We start from the raw sequence: 17,304 nt of genomic DNA, 5'->3' as shown, positions 1-17,304 counted from the left end.
CGCGGGTCTCCTGGGTGGATGCGGCACTGGTGGGTGCGGCACAGGTGGGTGCGGCTGGCCGCGGCGCGGGCGGCGTCGTGCGCGGGACGGGTCGGGCGGACGGTCACGGCCGCCGCCACGACCGGCCGTCGCGGGCCATCATCGCGTCCGCCGACGGCGGGCCCCAGGTGCCCGAGGGGTAGGGCTCGGGCTTGCCCTTGCCGGCCCAGTACGAGGTGATCGGGTCGAGGATCTTCCAGGAGAGCTCGACCTCCTCGCGGGTCGGGAACAGCGGCGGGTCGCCGAGCAGCACGTCGAGGATGAGCCGCTCGTAGGCCTCGGGCGACGACTCGGTGAACGAGTGGCCGTAGCCGAAGTCCATCGTCACGTCGCGCACCTCCATCGCGGTGCCCGGCACCTTGGCTCCGAACCGCAGCGTGACGCCCTCGTCCGGCTGCACGCGGATGACCAGCGCGTTGCTGCCGAGGTCCGAGGTCAGCGACGACTCGAACGGCAGGTGCGGCGCCTTCTTGAAGACGACGGCGACCTCGGTCACGCGTCGCCCGAGGCGCTTGCCGGTGCGCAGGTAGAAGGGGACGCCCGCCCAGCGGCGGTTGTCGATCTCGAGCTTGACCGCCGCGAACGTCTCCGTCGTGGAGTCGGGGTTGAAGCCCTCCTCCTCGAGGAACCCGACGACCTTCTCGCCGCCCTGCCAGGCGGCGGCGTACTGGCCGCGCGCGGTGTGGCGCCCGAGGTCGCGGGGCAGGCGCACCGACGACAGCGCCTTGATCTTCTCCGCCCGCAGCGCGTCCGCGTCGAAGTTCACCGGTTCCTCCATGGCGACCAGCGCCAGGAGCTGCAGCAGGTGGTTCTGGATGACGTCGCGGGCCGCGCCGATGCCGTCGTAGTAGCTGGCGCGGCCGCCGATGCCGATGTCCTCGGCCATCGTGATCTGCACGTGGTCCACGTAGTTGCTGTTCCACAGCGGCTCGAACATCTGGTTCGCGAACCGCAGGGCCAGCAGGTTCTGGACGGTCTCCTTGCCCAGGTAGTGGTCGATGCGGAAGACCGACTCCGGTTCGAAGACCTGGGAGACGACGGAGTCGAGCTCGCGGGCGCTCTCGAGGTCGTGCCCGAACGGCTTCTCGATGACGACGCGGCGCCACGCGTCCGCGGACGACTTCGACAGGCCGGACTGCGACAGCTGCTGGCACACGACCGGGAACGCGCTGGGCGGCACGGACAGGTAGAAGGCGTGGTTGCCGCCGGTGCCGCGCTCGGCGTCGAGCTGCTCGACGGTCTGGCGCAGCCGCTCGAAGGCGTCGGCGTCGTCGAACGAGCCCTGCACGAACCGGATGCCCTCGGCGAGCTGCTGCCAGGTCGCTTCGCGGAAGGGCGTGCGGGCGTGCTCCTTGACCGCGTCGTGGACGACCTGCGCGAAGTCCTCGTCCTCCCAGTCCCGGCGGGCGAAGCCCGTCAGCGCGAAGCCGGGCGGCAGGAGGCCGCGGTTCGCCAGGTCGTACACGGCGGGCATGAGCTTCTTGCGCGACAGGTCGCCGGTGACCCCGAAGATCACGAGCCCGCTGGGGCCGGCGATGCGGGGGAGGCGCAGGTCGAGCGGGTCGCGCAGCGGGTTGTGCTCGGCGGTGATCTTGGCCGGTCTCACGAGGTGGGCACCGTTCTTCGTCGTGCGGGCGGGGGAAGGATGCGGCGGGTGGTGTGGGCCCGGGGCGCGGGTCGGGCGCTCCGGGCGGGGCGCGGGTCAGGCGCCCTTTGCCTCGAGGCCGGCGGTGGCGGTGTCCAGGAGCTCGGTCCAGGAGTCCTCGAACTTGCGGACGCCGTCGGTCTCGAGGTGGTCGGTGACCTCGCGGAGGGAGACCCCGAGCGACTCGATGGTCTCGACGGTGCGGCGCGCGGCGCTCGCGATGCCGCGGACGGTGTCGCCCGTGACGGTGCCGTGGTCGGCGAACGCCTGGAGCGTGGGCTCGGGCATCGTGTTCACGACGCCGTCGGTGACCAGCTCGGAGACGTACATCGTGTCGGGGTAGTCCGGGTTCTTCACGCCGGTCGAGGCCCACAGCGGCCGCTGGGGGTGGGCGCCGGACGCGGCGAGCGAGCGCCACTCGTCCGTGCCGACGAACTGCTCGTACGCCTCGAACGCGAGGCGCGCGTTCGCGACGGCGGCCTGCCCGCGCAGGTCGAGGGCCTCGGGGGTGCCGATCTTCTCGAGCGCGGCGTCGACCGAGGAGTCCACCCGCGAGACGAAGAAGGAGGCGACGGACCCGATCGGGCCGAGGTCGATGCCGTCCGCGCGGGCCTGCTCGAGGCCGATCGCGAACGCCTGCATCACGGCGCGATAGCGCTCGATGGAGAAGATGAGGGTCACGTTGACGCTGATCCCCTGGGCGAGGGTGCGCGAGATCGCGTCGAGCCCGGGGACGGTCGCGGGGATCTTGATGAAGACGTTCGGCCGGTCCACGGTGCGCCACAGGCGCTCCGCGACCACGACCGTCTTGTCGGCGTCGTAGGCGAGGCGCGGGTCCACCTCGATCGACACGCGGCCGTCCACGCCGTCGGTGGCGTCGTAGACCGGGCGCAGCAGGTCGGCGGCCGCGCGCACGTCGTCCGTGGTGATGGTCTCGACCGCGGCGTCCACGTCGCTGCCGGCGAGCTCGGCCAGCTGGGCGTCGTAGGCGTCGCCGCTGGAGAGCGCCTTGGCGAAGATGGTCGGGTTGGTCGTGACGCCGACGACGCCGCGCTCGGCGACGAGGGCCGCGAGGTTGCCGCTGCGCAGCCGCTCCCGCGAGAGGTCGTCGAGCCAGATGGACACCCCGGCTCCGGTCAGGTCGGTGATCGGTGCGGGGACGGTGCTCTGCGTCATCGGACGTCCTTCCGAGGTCGGAGGCCCCCGCCGGCGGTCTGTCGACGGGAACCGGGTGGGGCGCCGTCGTGCGGCGCCCCACCGGGAAATCTACGAGGGCTCAGGCGGCGTCGCCAGCGCCGCGCACGGCGGCGAGCGACTCCCGCGCGGCGGCCGCGACGGCCTCCGCGGTGATCCCGAACTCGCGGTAGAGCGTCTGGTAGTCCGCCGACGCCCCGTAGTGCTCGAGCGAGACGCTGCGGCCGGCGTCGCCGACCACGTCGCGCCAGCCCTGCGCGATGCCCGCCTCGACCGAGACGCGGGCCTTGACCGCGGCCGGCAGCACCGACTCGCGGTACGCGGCGTCCTGCTTGTCGAACCACTCGCGGCTCGGCATGGACACGACGCGGGCGGCCACGCCCTCGGCCGCGAGCTGCTCGCGGGCCTGCACGGCGAGCTGCACCTCGGAGCCGGTGCCGACGAGGATCACGTCGGGCGTGCCCTCCGTGTCCAGCAGCGTGTAGGCGCCCTTGAGCGTCCCCTCGGCGCCGGCGAAGCCGTCGGCGCCACGCGGGAACGTGGGTACGTTCTGGCGGGTCAGGACGATGCCGGCCGGGTTCGCCGTGTTCTCGAGGATCCCGCGCCAGGCCCAGGCGGTCTCGTTCGCGTCGGCGGGGCGCACGACGTCGAGGCCGGGGATGGCGCGCAGCGCCGCGAGGTGCTCGACCGGCTGGTGCGTGGGGCCGTCCTCGCCGAGGCCGATCGAGTCGTGGGTCCACACGAAGGTCGTCGGGATCTCCATGAGGGCCGCGAGGCGCACCGAGGCGCGCATGTAGTCGGCGAACTGGAGGAACGTGCCGCCGTACGGGCGGGTGAGGCCGTGCAGCACGATGCCGTTGAGGATCGAGCCCATGCCGTGCTCGCGGATGCCGAAGTGCAGCGTGCGGCCGTAGGGGTTGCCGGGGAACTTCTTGGTCGCGTGCTCCACGGGGATGAACGACGGCTCGCCGTCCATCGTCGTGTTGTTCGAGCCGGCGAGGTCGGCGGAGCCGCCCCACAGCTCGGGGAGCACGTCCTTGAGCGCGGTGAGCACCTTGCCGGAGGCGGCGCGGGTGGCGACACCCTTCTCGGAGGCCTCGAACACGGGCAGCTCGTCGGTCCAGCCGGCGGGCAGCTCGTGGGCCACGAGGCGGTCGAGCAGCGCGGCGCGCTCGGGGGTGGCGGTGCGCCACGCGGCGTACGAGCGGTCCCAGGCGGCGCGCTCGTCGGCCTGCCGGCCGGCGACGGAACGCGTGTACTCGAGCACCTCGTCGTCGACGGCGAACGTGGCCTCGGGGTCGAGCCCGAGCGCGACCTTGAGGCCGGCGACCTCGTCGGCGCCCATCGCGGACCCGTGGATGCCGCCGGTGTTCTGCTTGGTGGGCGACGGCCAGCCGATGATGGTGCGCAGCGCGATGAACGACGGCCGGTCGGTCTCGGCCTTGGCGGCGGCGATCGCCGCGGCGAGCGCGTCGACGTCCTCGGCGTAGCCGGTGCCGCCCTGCGTCCAGTCGACGCGCTGCGTGTGCCAGCCGTAGGCGGCGTAGCGGGCCAGCGTGTCCTCGGTGAACGCGATGTCCGTGTCGTCCTCGATGGAGATCTTGTTGTCGTCCCAGATCACCACGAGGTTGCCGAGCTTCTGCGTGCCGGCGAGGGACGAGGCCTCGGAGGTGACGCCCTCCTGCAGGTCGCCGTCGGAGGCGATGACATACACGTGGTGGTCGAACGGCGACTCGCCGGGCGCGGCGTCGGGGTCGAGCAGGCCCCGCTCGCGGCGGGACGCGAACGCCATGCCGACGGCGGAGGCGAGGCCCTGGCCGAGCGGCCCCGTGGTGATCTCGACGCCGGGGGTGTGGCGGTACTCGGGGTGGCCGGGGGTCTGCGAGCCCCAGGTGCGCAGGGCCTCGAGGTCCGACAGCTCCATCCCGTAGCCGGCGAGGAACAGCTGCAGGTACAGCGTGAGCGAGGAGTGGCCCGCGGACAGGACGAACCGGTCACGGCCGACCCAGTGCGGGTCGGAGGGGTCGTGCCGCAGCGTCTTCTGGAACAGCAGGTACGCGGCGGGGGCGAGGGAGATCGCCGTGCCGGGGTGGCCGTTGCCGACCTTCTCGACGGCGTCGGCCGCCAGCGCCTTGATGGTCTTCACCGCGCGGTCGTCGAGCGAGCTCCACTCGAGCGGGGCGACGACGGGGTCGAACGCGTTCACAGATGTGCCTCTTTCCTGCCCGGAGCGAGCCCCCGGGTGATTGCTGCTGCTCTGCCGGTACGGGGCGCCGTCGCGTCGGACACCGCACGGGTCCTGCGTGCGACGGCGGGGCACGGTGGCGAGGGTCCGACCGGGTGGGCGGTCCGCTGTTCACCGTTGTGCAGCACCACCCTAGCGCCGTGCATTCCCGTCACGCCCGTCCCGGGGCTCTCCGTCCCACCAGATGGGCGGGCGTGGACACCGGTGCGGCGGCGGGCCCCGCGGGGGTCGGAGGGAGATGACGACGAGCCGGGCATTTCTCACAGGCCCCCGGGCCTGGCCCGGGCCGCCGGTCCGGTGACCTCGGCGTACGATGAGGCGGCGGCAGACCCACGCCGCCCGAGCTCCCCGGACCCCCAGCCGAGAACGGACAAGCACGCGCGTGAGCACCACGAGCACCACGACGCCCCATCCCTCGACGCCCACCCGTGCCGCGGTGCGGGCGGAGCGGGAGCGTGCCGATGCCGTCCGGGCGGAGCGCCGCGGTGCTCCCGCGGGTCCGGCCAAGGGGTGGCGCGACCGCGTCGGCGCGTACGTCGCGCTGACCAAGCCGCGCATCATCGAGCTGCTGCTCGTCACCACGCTGCCCACGATGATCCTCGCCGAGGGCGGGCTCCCGTCGCTGTGGCTGGTCCTGCTCACCCTGGTCGGCGGCACCCTCGCGGCCGCGTCGGCCAACGTCTTCAACTGCTACCTGGACCGTGACATCGACCAGGTGATGAACAGGACCAAGCGCCGCCCGCTGGCGACGGGGGAGATCACGCCGCGCGCCGCGCTCGTGTTCGCCACCGTGCTCGGGGCCGTGTCCCTGCTGTGGTTCGCGCTGCTGGTCAACCCGGCGTCCGCGTGGCTCACGTTCGCGGCCATCGCGATCTACGTGGTCGGCTACACGATGATCCTCAAGCGGCGCACCCCGCAGAACATCGTGTGGGGCGGCATCGCCGGCTGCATGCCCGTCTTCATCGGCTGGGCCGCCGTCACGGACTCGCTCAGCTGGGCCGCCGTCGCGCTGTTCGGCGTGATCTTCTTCTGGACGCCCCCGCACTACTGGCCGCTGTCCGTGAAGTTCAAGAAGGACTACGCCAACGCCGGCGTGCCGATGCTCCCCGTGGTCGCCACCGACCGCCGCGTCGCGATCGAGATGGTCGCGCACACGGTGGCGATGATCGCCTGCTCGCTCGCGCTGATCCCGCTCGCCGGCATGTCGTGGTTCTACACGGCGGTCGCCGTCCTGTCGGGCGGCTGGTTCCTCTACCTCGTGATCGCGATGCTGCGCCGCGCGGGCCACCCCGAGCGAGGCAAGCTCGGCGCGATGAAGGTCTTCCACGGCTCGATCACGTACCTCACGGTGCTGTTCATCGCCGTGGCCGTGGACGTCTTCCTGCCCTTCTGACGCCTCCCCCCGAGGCATGATGGGCCGGTGCCCGACACGTCGACCGCCCCGACCCTCCCGCCCGCGCTGACGGCCGCGCTGCAGGACTACCTCGCGCACCTCGGCGTCGAGCGCGGGCTGTCGGCCAACACCGTGGCGGCCTACCGGCGCGACCTCGGGCGCTACGCCCGCCACCTCGACGCCACCGGCCGGGCGGGTCTGGACCACGTGGGGGAGCGCGACGTCGAGGACTACGTGGTGGTGCTGCGCCAGGGGTCGGACGGCGGCGCCCCGCTGTCACCGTCCTCGACCGCCCGGGCCCTGGCCGCGGTGCGTGGCTGGCACCGCTTCGCGCACGCCGAGGGCGTCACGCGCGCCGATCCCGCGGCGCAGGTGCACGCCCCGAGCTCCCTGCGCCGCCTGCCGCACGCGCTGTCCGTGGACGAGGTGGCGCGCCTGCTCGACGCGGCCGGGACGGGCGAGGGTGCCGTCCCGCTGCGCGACCGCGCGCTGCTCGAGCTGCTCTACTCCACCGGTGGTCGCATCAGCGAGGTCGTGGGCCTGGACGTCGACGACGTCGACGGGCTGCGCCCCGCCGGCGGCGCCCCGGGGCCCGACGACGAACTCGCCGGCTCCGGCTCGGTGCGGCTGCGGGGCAAGGGGGACAAGGAGCGGGTCGTGCCGGTCGGCTCCTACGCCCGCACCGCCCTGGACGCCTACCTGGTCCGCGCCCGCTCGCCGCTGGCGTCCGCGGGCCGGGGCACGCCGGCGCTGTTCCTCAACACCCGCGGCGCGCGGCTGTCGCGGCAGAGCGCCTGGTCCGTGCTGCAGGGTGCGGCCGAGCGGGCGGGACTGACGCAGCACGTGTCGCCGCACACGCTGCGGCACTCGTTCGCGACGCACCTGCTGGCCGGCGGCGCCGACGTCCGCGTGGTGCAGGAGCTGCTCGGGCACGCCTCGGTGACGACCACGCAGATCTACACGATGGTGACGCCCGACGCCCTGCGCGAGGTGTACGCGGCGGCGCACCCCCGGGCCCTCGGCTGAGCGGTCGCGGACGAAGGGCGGCGCGCCCGGCGTGCCGCCCGGGCCCCGGGAGGGGCTGGGGTAGCGTGACGCAGGTGAGCGAGGGACTCGGGAGCGACACCATGACGCAGACGACCACGAGCGACGCCTCACCGGCCGCGGTCACCGCGACCAGCCCCACGCCGGGCAGTCCGGCCGGGACGGAGGAGCCGCGCACCGACGTCGTCGGGCGGCCGCTGCCCGACTTCCGCGACCCGGCCCCGCTGGCGTCGCACGGGCCCGCGCGCATCGTCGCGATGTGCAACCAGAAGGGCGGCGTCGGCAAGACCACCACGACGATCAACCTGGGCGCCGCGCTGGCCGAGTACGGCCGTCGCGTGCTGCTGGTCGACTTCGACCCCCAGGGCGCCGCGTCGGTGGGCGTGGGCGTCAGCCCGCACGACCTCGACCTCAGCGTCTACAACCTGCTCATGGAGCGCGACGTCAGCTTCACCGACGTGCTGCAGCCCACGAACATCGAGGGCCTGGACGTGCTGCCGGCCAACATCGACCTGTCGGCGGCGGAGGTGCAGCTCGTCGGCGAGGTGGCCCGCGAGTCGGTGCTGGCCCGCGCGCTGCGCCCGGCGCTGGACGACTACGACGTCATCCTCGTGGACTGCCAGCCGTCGCTGGGCCTGCTCACCGTCAACGCGCTGACGGCCGCGCACGGCGTGCTCATCCCGCTGGAGTGCGAGTTCTTCGCGCTGCGCGGCGTCGCGCTCCTCGTGGAGACCATCGAGAAGGTGCGCGACCGCCTCAACCCGGCGCTCGAGATCGACGGCATCCTGCCGACCATGTACGACTCGCGCACGCTCCACTCCCGCGAGGTCGTGGCCCGGGTGCACGAGGCCTTCGGGGACACGCTGCTGCACACCGTCATCGGGCGCACCGTGAAGTTCCCGGACGCCTCCGTCGCCGCCGAGCCGATCACCAACTACGCCCCGACGCACGCCGGAGCCGCCGCGTACCGGCAGCTCGCGCGCGAGCTCGTCGCCCGTGGTGACGCCGCCTGACGTCGCCGCGGAGCCTGCCGCCGACGTCGCGGAGCCCGGGGCGGCGGCCGACGCCCCGCCCGCGGGTTTCGAGGTGCACCTCGCGAACTTCACCGGCCCGTTCGACCTGCTGCTGTCGCTGATCGCGAAGCACGAGCTCGACGTCACCGAGGTGGCGCTCGCGGCCGTGACGGACGAGTTCGTCGCGCACATCCGCGCCGCGGACGCCGCCGCACGCGAGGCGACGGCCCGCGGCGAGGAGCATCCCTCGTGGGACCTCGGCACCGCCAGCGAGTTCCTGGTCGTGGCGGCCACGCTGCTCGACCTCAAGGCGGCGCGGCTGCTGCCCGGCGTCGTCGAGGAGGACGCGGAGGACCTGGAGCTGCTCGAGGCCCGCGACCTGCTGTTCGCCCGGCTGCTGCAGTACCGCGCCTACAAGGAGGTCTCCGGGATCCTCGCCGAGCGGCTCGAGACCGAGGGGCGCCGCGTGCCGCGCTCCGTGCCGCTCGAGCCGCACCTGACGGCCCTGCTGCCCGAGCTCGTGTGGACGCTCGACGGCGCCCGCCTCGCGGAGCTGGCGGCGAAGGCGCTCGAGCCGAAGGCACCGCCGGTCGTCGGCCTCGACCACCTGCACGCGCCGGCGGTGAGCGTGCGCGAGCAGGCCGGGGTCGTCGCGCGCCGGCTGCGGCGCGAGCACGTCGTGACGTTCCGCGCGCTCGTCGCGGGGGAGGAGCGACTCGTCGCGGTGGCGCGGTTCCTGGCGCTGCTGGAGCTGTTCCGGGGCGGCCGGGTCGCCTTCGAGCAGGCCACCGCGCTGGGGGAGCTCACGGTGCGGTGGACCGCCGGCGACGGCGAGCAGGACGGGGACGACGACGGCGCGCTCGCCGCCGGGTTCGAGGAGTTCGACGGGGCCGCGGCGCCAGACGGCGGCCCGGACGTGACGGAGGTCGTGGCATGACGCAGGAGACGGGCACGACCGGCACGGAGGCCGCGGACGAGGCGGAGACCGGCCCCGACGCTGCGGGACCCGCCGAGGCAGGGGTCGCCGACCGTCCCGTGCCCGAGCTCGAGGTCGACGTGGACGAGCTGCCCGGCGGCCTGGCCGCGGCGCTGGAGGCGGTGCTCATGGTCACGGAGTCGCCCGTGCCGGTGGAGCGGCTGGCGGCCGGGGTCGCGCGGCCGGTGCCGGAGGTGGCCGCCGTCCTGGAGGACCTCGCGGCGGAGTACCGCGGCGAGACGGGCGGGCGCCCGCGCGGGTTCGAGCTGCGGGAGGGCGCGGACGGCTGGCGGGTCTACTCCGCGCGGGCGCAGGCCGACGTGGTGGGCGCGTTCGTGCTGGAGGGGCAGTCGTCGCGGCTCAGCCAGGCGGCGCTGGAGACGCTCGCGGTCGTCGCCTACCGCCAGCCGGTCACGCGGGGGCAGGTCTCGGCGGTGCGCGGCGTCAGCGTGGACGGCGTCGTGCGCACGCTGCTCGCGCGGGGGCTGATCGCGGAGACCGGCCAGGACCCGATGACGGGCGCCGTGCTGTTCGGCACCACCGGGGAGTTCCTGGACCGGATGGGCTGGACGTCGCTCGACGCGCTGCCGCCGCTCGCCCCGCACCTGCCCGACGTGGGGGAGGCGATCGGCCTGGACCCGTCCTCGGCCCTGCCCGCGAACCTGTCCGCGGACCCGACCGAGGACGGGCTCGGCGCGTGAGGGGCTGACCTCAGGCGACGGTGGCGTCGACGGTGACGTCGACGTTGCCGCGCGTGGCGTTCGAGTACGGGCACACCTGGTGCGCGCCGGCCACGAGGGCATCGGCGGTGGCCTGGTCGACGCCGGTCATCTCAGCGTGCAGCGCGACGGCGAGGCGGAACCCGCCGTCGTCGGTCGGCAGGAGCGAGACCTCCGCGACGACGGCGGAGTCACTCATCGCGGCCTTCTCCCGTCGCGCGACGACCTTCAGCGAGGAGTGGAAGCACGCGGCGTACCCGGCGGCGAAGAGCTGCTCGGGGTTGGTGGCGCCGCCGGCGCCGCCCATCTCCTTGGGGATGGCGAGGTCGACGTCGAGCAGGCCGTCGTCCGACCGCGAGCGGCCGTCCCGTCCGTCTCCGGTGGCGGTGGCGACCGCGGTGTAGAGCGCGCTCATGCTGGTCCTCCTGGGTAGGCTCTCTAGTAGAGTTACTAGTTCGTCTACTAGACCACGCGTCGTCCGTCGCCGCAAGCATCAGGTGCCGCGACACGGCGCCCGGAGGCGTCGCGGCGTGAGAGGTTGGTGGGATGGGAACCAGGACGGCGGCCGCGACCCCCGAGCGGGCGCCCGCGCGCGGGCGGGTGCGTGACCGGATCCTCGAGGCGGGGAGCCGGCTGTTCTACGCGGACGGGATCCGCGCCGTGAGCGCCGACAAGATCATCGCCGCGGCCGAGGTGTCCAAGGTCACGTTCTACCGGCACTTCCGGACGAAGGACGACCTCGTCGTCGCCTACCTGGACGCGATCGCGGAGGAGGAGCGGGCGCAGCTGGCGCGCCTGCGCGACGAGCACGACGGCGACCCCGGTGCCGCGCTCGCTGCCCTGGCCGACGTGCTGGGTACCGTGGCGCGGGCCCCGGAGTTCCGCGGCTGTGCGTTCGTCAACGCCGGGGCGGAGTACGCCGATCCGGCCCATCCCGTGCGGCAGGCCGTGGCACGGCACCGTGCCCGCTACGCGGGCTTCTTCGCCGACGTCGCGCGCGAGGACGGGGCGGGTGACCCGCACGCCGCCGCCGCCGAGCTGATGATGCTGCGCGACGGCGCCATGGTGTGCGGGGACGTGGACGACGCCCGCGCCGTCGCGCCCCGCCTCGCGTCCGCGTTCGCGGCGGTGCTCGCGGCACACCGGCGGACGGCGCCGTCGGGCGGAGCCGGCACGACCTGAGAGAATCGGGCACCATGAGCACCGAACGCCGCGGCGGGAGCCGCCGCACCAGCCGCCCCCAGGGACCCTCAGCGCAGCGCTCGCAGCGTCCCCGCAAGCCCGCCCCCCGTCGCCCCGCCCCGCGCTCCGGCGAGCCGGACCGCGACGTCCACGTCGCCGACGGCGTCCGCCTGCAGAAGGTGCTCGCGCAGGCCGGCCTGGGCTCGCGCCGCAAGTGCGAGGAGCTCATCGCCGAGGGGCACGTCGAGGTGGACGGCGTGCTCGTCACCGAGCTCGGTGTGCGCGTGGACCCCGCGAAGGCGCAGGTGCACGTGGACGGCATGCGCATCCAGCTCGACGCGTCCAAGGTGACGATCGCGCTCAACAAGCCGCTGGGCGTGGTGTCGACGATGAGCGACCCGGACGGCCGCCCGACGCTCGCCGACCTGGTCAAGGACCGCCCCGAGCGCCTGTTCCACGTCGGCCGGCTCGACGCCGACAGCGAGGGCCTGCTGCTGCTCACCAACGACGGCGAGCTCGCGAACCGCCTCGCCCACCCGCGGTACGAGATCCGCAAGACCTACCTCGTCACGGTCACGGGCGGCGAGTTCTACCCGCGCCACGCCAAGCAGCTGACCGAGGGCGTGGAGCTCGATGACGGCCTCGCCCGCGCCGACAAGGTGCGCGTCGTGGACGCCGTGCCCGGTGAGACGATGCTCGAGGTCGTGCTGCACGAGGGCCGCAACCGCATCGTGCGCCGCATGCTGGACGCCGTCGGCTTCCCGGTGACCCGCCTCGTGCGCACCCGCATCGGCCCCATCGCCCTGGGCGACCTGCGCGTCGGGCGCACGCGGGTGCTCGGGCGCACCGAGCTCGGCACCCTCATGCGCGACGTCGACATGTGACGTCACGCCCCCGTCCTCCCGTCCTCCCCGCCCAGCAGAACCCGCGCGGTACCGCCGCGCGACAACAGAAGGTGAGCTCTCACGTGGTCGTCATCGCCGTCGACGGTCCCTCCGGGTCCGGCAAGTCCAGCGTCTCGAAGGCGGTGGCGGCCCGGCTCGGGCTCGCCTACCTCGACACGGGCGCCATGTACCGCGCCGCGACGCTGTGGTGCGTCGAGAGCGGCGCGGACCTGGCCGACCAGGCCGCCGTCGCCGACGCGGTGCGGGCCATGCCGCTGGACATGGGCGTGGACCCTGCGGCGCCGACCGTGCACCTGGGCGGGCGCGACGTCGCCGAGGCGATCCGCACCACCGAGGTCTCCACCGCCGTGTCGCAGGTGGCGACCAACCTCGAGGTCCGCGCCGAGCTGCGCCGGCGCCAGCGCGCCGTCATCGAGGCGGAGAACGCGCCCGGCGGATTCTCGGACGGGCACGGCATCGTGGCCGAGGGGCGCGACATCACGACCGTCGTCGCCCCCGACGCGGACGCCCGCGTGTTGCTCACCGCCAGCGAGGAGGCGCGCCTGCGCCGCCGCTCCCTCGAGGTGCACGGCGCGGCCGACGCCTCCGCCGTCGAGGCCACGCGCGACCAGGTGCTGCGCCGCGACCGCGACGACTCGACGGTCAGCCAGTTCCAGGTCGCGGCCGACGGCGTCGCGACCGTCGACTCGTCCGACCTCGACTTCGACCAGACGGTCGACGCCGTCCTGGCCGTCGTCGCGCAGGTCACCGCCTGACCCGACCCGGGCACGGCGCCCCTGTCGGCGCGCCCGCCGCGGCCCCCGTCGCACGGCCTTCCGGCCGGGTGACGGGGGTCTCGTTCGTGACACGCCGCCGGGCCTGGGAGAATGGTGCCCATGACCACTCCCGCCGACGGCTCCGTGCCCGCTGCCGAGCCCACCGACGACCCGACCACCGCACCCGCGGACGCCGCCGAGGCGGCGGAGCCCGCGCGCGACGCGGTGGCCGAGGTCCTCGAGTCCGAGGGTGACGACGAGGCGCGCGAGCGCGCGCTGCGCGCGGGCCTGGAGGACTTCGAGCTCGACGAGGCCGACCGTGCCCTGCTCGACGCCGAGTGGGACGAGGAGGGCTTCGGCAGCGGCGAGGCGCCGCTGCCCGTCCTCGCCGTCGTCGGGCGACCGAACGTCGGCAAGTCGACGCTGGTCAACCGCATCCTCGGCCGCCGCGAGGCCGTCGTCGAGGACACGCCGGGCGTCACGCGCGACCGCGTCAGCTACCCGGGCGAGTGGTCCGGGCGCGAGTTCACCCTCGTGGACACGGGCGGCTGGGAGGTCGACGTCGCCGGCATCGAGTCCAAGGTCGCCGAGCAGGCCGAGGTGGCGGTCGCCCTCGCCGACGCCGTGATCTTCGTCGTCGACTCGACGGTGGGCGCGACGTCGACGGACGAGCGCGTCGTCGAGCTGCTGCGCCGCTCCGGCAAGCCCGTCGTGCTGTGCGCCAACAAGGTGGACGGCCCCTCCGGCGAGGCGGACGCCGCGTACCTGTGGTCGCTCGGGCTGGGCGAGCCGCACCCCGTCTCCGCGCTGCACGGGCGCGGCACCGGCGACCTGCTCGACGCCGCCATGAAGGTGCTGCCCGAGGTCTCCGAGCACGGCGAGCTGCGGCCGGCCGGCCCGCGCCGCGTGGCGCTGGTCGGGCGCCCGAACGTCGGCAAGTCGTCGCTCCTGAACAAGATCGCCGGCGCCGAGCGCGTCGTCGTCGACGAGACCGCCGGCACCACCCGCGACCCCGTCGACGAGCTCGTCGAGATCAAGGGCGTGCCGTACTGGTTCGTCGACACCGCCGGCATCCGCCGCCGTGTGCACCAGACGCGCGGCGCGGACTTCTACGCCTCCCTGCGCACGCAGGCCGCGATCGAGAAGGCGGAGGTCGCCGTCGTGCTCGTCGACGCCTCGCAGCCGATGACGGAGCAGGACACGCGCGTCATCTCGCAGGCCGTCGACGCCGGCCGCGCGCTCGTCATCGCGTACAACAAGTGGGACCTCATGGACGACGACCGTCGCCCGTACCTCGAGCGCGAGATCGACAAGGACCTGGTGCAGGTGCAGTGGGCGCCGCGCGTCAACGTCTCCGCCCGCACCGGCTGGCACACCGACCGGCTCACGCGCGCGCTCGAGACGTCGCTGGAGTCCTGGGACACCCGCATCCCCACCGGCCGCCTCAACGCCTTCCTCGGCGAGCTCGTCGCCGCCCACCCGCACCCGCTGCGCGGTGGCCGCCAGCCGCGCATCCTGTTCGGCACACAGGCGTCGACGCGCCCGCCGCGATTCGTCATCTTCGCGACCGGGTTCCTCGAGGCCGGGTACCGCCGGTTCATCGAGCGTCGCCTGCGCGAGACGTTCGGCTTCGAGGGTTCGCCCATCGAGATCAGCGTGCGGGTGCGGGAGAAGCGGCGCCGCTGACGCCGCCGACGAGCCAGCGATGAGGCTGCGATGAGTTCTGCACCGCTCGGCCGCCGGGGTCGCCTGCTGCGCCTCGGCGCGGCACGCGACACCTCCGCAGTGCGGCACCTGGTGACCTTCCTCGTCGTCACCGTGGCGACCGTGCTGGTGACCCGGTTCCTGCTCGCCGCCTCGGGCTACCCGCAGGTGGGCGGCGGCGGGCTCCACGTCGCGCACGTCCTGTGGGGCGGGCTCGGCATGGCGCTCGCGGTCGTGGTGCTGCTCTCGTGGGTGGGCCCGGCCCTGCGTGCGGTGGGCGCGGTGCTCGGCGGGGTCGGCTTCGGGCTGTTCGTGGACGAGATCGGCAAGTTCGTCACCTCCGACAACGACTATTTCTACGCGCCGACGGCGGCCCTCATCTACGCGGTCGTCGTGGTGCTGGTGCTCCTCGTCGAGGCGCTGCACGGGCGGCGCGCCCATCACCCCGCGGAGTACCTCGCGGTGGCGACCGACCGCGCCGTCGCCGGGGTCGCGGGCGGGTTCACCGACGCCGAGCGCGAGGAGGCCCGGGGCCTCGTGGCGCGCGGCCGCGGGGAGCCGGCCGCCGACGAGGTCGCGGCGCTGGTGGAGGCCGTGCCGGCGGACGACGTGGCCGTCCCGGACCCGGTGCGCGCCCTCGTGCGGCGCGCGTCCGCGTGGTTCGCCGACGCGATGGAGCACCGGTGGGCGGCCGTGGCCGTGACGGTCGCCGTCCTGGGCACCGCGACCGCCTCGTCGGTGGTGGGGCTGCGCGTGCTGGTCGGCGGGGTCGACGCGCCGTCGTGGGTCGGCGCGGGCATCCTCGGGGCCGTCGCCGCGACCGTCGCGTGCGTCGTCCGGGGGACGCTGGTGGGCCCCCGCGACCACCGCGCCGGGGCGGTCTGGGTGCGCCGCGGCGTCCTCGTCAGTCTGCTCGTCACGCAGCTCCTGGCGTTCCGCGCCGTGCAGTGGGCGGCGGTCGCCGGGCTCGTCGTGGACCTGGTGGTCCTGGTCGCCCTCGGCGTCGCCCTCGGGCGGGACGACGAGCGGCGGACGGCGCGGCCGCCCGCCGCCTGAGCGCCGGTCGTGAGATGCGCCACCCGGGCTTGCCAGGGCGGCGCGGGGCGTGGCACGGTCGTCGATGACGAGCGAATTGCTCGCGTGCTCTGGGGTCGGTGAAATTCCGAGCCGGCGGTGAAAGTCCGCGACCCGGTCACAGCCTGTGACCGGTTGACCAGGTGGAACTCCTGGACCGACGGTCAAAGTCCGGATGGGAAGCGCACGCGACGGCTCCCCGTCCGGTCCGTCCCCGGGCCCCGTTGTGGGCCCCCTGCCACTCGTCGTGGCGGTGCGCGACCGGCCGGCGCGAGCACGTCCGACCCCGCCTTCCTGCACCCCGGGGTCCGCGACCGGACGACAGGGGCAGGACAGATGGAGCAGGCGCAGCCGGGTGACGTCACCGAGGCGGAGCGCGCCGCGATGCGCCGGGCGCTGGAGCTCGCCGCGCAGATCCCCGCCGCCGGGCCCAACCCCCGCGTGGGGTGCGTGCTCCTGGCCGCCGACGGCACGACGATCGCCGAGGGCTACCACCATGGCGCGGGCACGCCGCACGCCGAGGTCGAGGCCCTGCGCGCCGCCGCCGAGCGCCTGGGGCCCGCCGCCGCACGCGGTGCGACCGCCGTCGTCACCCTCGAGCCCTGCAACCACCACGGCCGCACCGGTCCCTGCGTGGACGCGCTGCTGGACGCGGGCGTCGCCCGCGTCGTGCACGGCGCGCACGACCCCAACCCGGCCGCCGCGGGCGGCGCGGCCCGGCTGCGCTCCGCGGGCGTCGACGTCGTCGGGGGTGTCCTGGCCGACGAGGCCCGCGCGCTCAACGCCACGTGGACCCGCGCGCTCGAGCTCGGCCGCCCCGTCGTGACCTGGAAGGTCGCGAGCACCCTGGACGGGCGGGCCGCCGCCGCCGACGGCACGTCCCGCTGGATCTCCGGCCGTGCGGCCCGCCACGACGTGCACCGCCTGCGCGCGGCCGCGGACGCCGTCGTCGTCGGCACCGGCACCGCGCTGGCCGACGACCCCGACCTCACCGTGCGGCACGTGCCCGGCCCGCAGCCCGAGCGGGTCGTCGTCGGGCTGCGCGAGCTGCCGTCCACCTCCCGGCTGGCCCGTGCCGCGGCCGCGGGGGAGCCCGTGATGCACCTGCGCACCCACGACCCGCACGAGGTGCTGGACCTGCTCTGGTACCGCGAGCACCGGCACGTGCTGCTCGAGGGCGGCCCCGCCCTCGCCGCCGCCTTCTGGCGCGCCGGTCTCGTCGACGACGTCGTCGCGTACGTCGCGCCCGTGCTGCTCGGCGTCGGCGCCCCCGCCGTCGCCGACCTCGGGATCGGCACCATCGCGGACGCCGCCTGCCTCGACCTGCTCGACGTGGCCGTCCTGCCCCAGGACCCGGCCGACCCCACCGACACCCCCACCGTGCGGCTCGTCATGCGGCCGCGGAAGGAGCGCTGA

The 17,304-nt window shown here is 74.6% G+C and carries 15 protein-coding genes and 1 riboswitch; of the genes, 11 read left to right on the top strand and 4 right to left on the bottom strand.

Annotated features, from left to right (window positions below):
* Nucleotides 1–103 precede the first annotated feature (103 nt).
* The 3 genes from zwf to tkt form a co-directional block, all read right to left on the bottom strand.
* Nucleotides 104–1,645, bottom strand: coding sequence for a glucose-6-phosphate dehydrogenase (gene zwf, locus ACWF41_RS07680; protein WP_380315292.1), 1,542 nt, complete (start codon nt 1,643–1,645; stop codon nt 104–106).
* A 96-nt stretch (nt 1,646–1,741) separates the two neighbouring features.
* A complete protein-coding gene (gene tal / locus ACWF41_RS07675; RefSeq protein WP_380315289.1) occupies nt 1,742–2,860 on the bottom strand; it encodes a transaldolase in 1,119 nt (372 codons plus the stop codon).
* Nucleotides 2,861–2,960: 100 nt separating this feature from the next.
* Nucleotides 2,961–5,084, bottom strand: a complete 2,124-nt coding sequence (gene tkt, locus ACWF41_RS07670; protein WP_380315285.1) for a transketolase — start codon at nt 5,082–5,084, stop codon at nt 2,961–2,963.
* A gap of 421 nt (nt 5,085–5,505) precedes the next feature.
* Here tkt and ACWF41_RS07665 point away from each other — a divergent pair, with 421 nt between their 5' ends.
* From ACWF41_RS07665 to scpB, 5 genes are all read left to right on the top strand, one after another.
* Nucleotides 5,506–6,516, top strand: coding sequence for a heme o synthase (locus tag ACWF41_RS07665; RefSeq protein WP_380315282.1), 1,011 nt, complete (start codon nt 5,506–5,508; stop codon nt 6,514–6,516).
* 27 nt (nt 6,517–6,543) lie between these two features.
* On the top strand, nt 6,544–7,542 hold the full coding sequence (locus ACWF41_RS07660) for a site-specific tyrosine recombinase XerD (RefSeq protein ID WP_380315279.1): 999 nt from the start codon (nt 6,544–6,546) through the stop codon (nt 7,540–7,542).
* Between the two features lie 65 nt (nt 7,543–7,607).
* Nucleotides 7,608–8,573, top strand: a complete 966-nt coding sequence (locus tag ACWF41_RS07655; RefSeq protein WP_380315276.1) for a ParA family protein — start codon at nt 7,608–7,610, stop codon at nt 8,571–8,573.
* The gene (locus ACWF41_RS07650; protein ID WP_380315273.1) at nt 8,557–9,510 is read left to right on the top strand and encodes a segregation and condensation protein A; all 954 of its coding nucleotides are present in this window, start codon (nt 8,557–8,559) and stop codon (nt 9,508–9,510) included. The genes ACWF41_RS07655 and ACWF41_RS07650 overlap by 17 nt, the downstream gene beginning before the upstream one ends.
* Nucleotides 9,507–10,250 carry an SMC-Scp complex subunit ScpB gene (gene scpB / locus ACWF41_RS07645; RefSeq protein ID WP_380315270.1) on the top strand — a complete coding sequence of 248 codons (744 nt, stop codon included), beginning with the start codon at nt 9,507–9,509 and terminating at the stop codon, nt 10,248–10,250. Before ACWF41_RS07650 ends, scpB begins: the two co-directional genes overlap by 4 nt.
* Nucleotides 10,251–10,260: 10 nt before the next feature.
* Here scpB and ACWF41_RS07640 read toward each other — a convergent pair whose 3' ends face one another.
* On the bottom strand, nt 10,261–10,683 hold the full coding sequence (locus ACWF41_RS07640; RefSeq protein WP_380315267.1) for an organic hydroperoxide resistance protein: 423 nt from the start codon (nt 10,681–10,683) through the stop codon (nt 10,261–10,263).
* Between the two features lie 131 nt (nt 10,684–10,814).
* Here ACWF41_RS07640 and ACWF41_RS07635 point away from each other — a divergent pair, with 131 nt between their 5' ends.
* The 6 genes from ACWF41_RS07635 (at nt 10,815) to ribD (ending at nt 17,304) form a co-directional block, all read left to right on the top strand.
* The gene (locus tag ACWF41_RS07635) at nt 10,815–11,450 is read left to right on the top strand and encodes a TetR/AcrR family transcriptional regulator (RefSeq protein ID WP_380315264.1); all 636 of its coding nucleotides are present in this window, start codon (nt 10,815–10,817) and stop codon (nt 11,448–11,450) included.
* A 14-nt stretch (nt 11,451–11,464) separates the two neighbouring features.
* Nucleotides 11,465–12,334, top strand: a complete 870-nt coding sequence (locus ACWF41_RS07630) for a pseudouridine synthase (protein WP_380315261.1) — start codon at nt 11,465–11,467, stop codon at nt 12,332–12,334.
* Nucleotides 12,335–12,405: 71 nt separating this feature from the next.
* Complete coding sequence (cmk, locus tag ACWF41_RS07625) at nt 12,406–13,110, top strand: (d)CMP kinase (RefSeq protein ID WP_380315258.1); 705 nt, start codon at nt 12,406–12,408, stop codon at nt 13,108–13,110.
* A 120-nt stretch (nt 13,111–13,230) separates the two neighbouring features.
* A complete protein-coding gene (gene der, locus ACWF41_RS07620) occupies nt 13,231–14,796 on the top strand; it encodes a ribosome biogenesis GTPase Der (RefSeq protein ID WP_380315255.1) in 1,566 nt (521 codons plus the stop codon).
* 30 nt (nt 14,797–14,826) lie between these two features.
* Nucleotides 14,827–15,870, top strand: coding sequence for a hypothetical protein (locus tag ACWF41_RS07615; protein WP_380315252.1), 1,044 nt, complete (start codon nt 14,827–14,829; stop codon nt 15,868–15,870).
* 80 nt (nt 15,871–15,950) lie between these two features.
* A riboswitch (FMN riboswitch) is annotated at nt 15,951–16,080 on the top strand.
* Nucleotides 16,081–16,224: 144 nt separating this feature from the next.
* Nucleotides 16,225–17,304, top strand: a complete 1,080-nt coding sequence (ribD, locus tag ACWF41_RS07610; RefSeq protein ID WP_380315249.1) for a bifunctional diaminohydroxyphosphoribosylaminopyrimidine deaminase/5-amino-6-(5-phosphoribosylamino)uracil reductase RibD — start codon at nt 16,225–16,227, stop codon at nt 17,302–17,304.

Source organism: Isoptericola sp. NPDC055063 (genome assembly GCF_053608125.1).
Note: the sequence above shows the minus strand (reverse complement) of the source record. Positions and strands in the feature narration are given on the sequence as shown.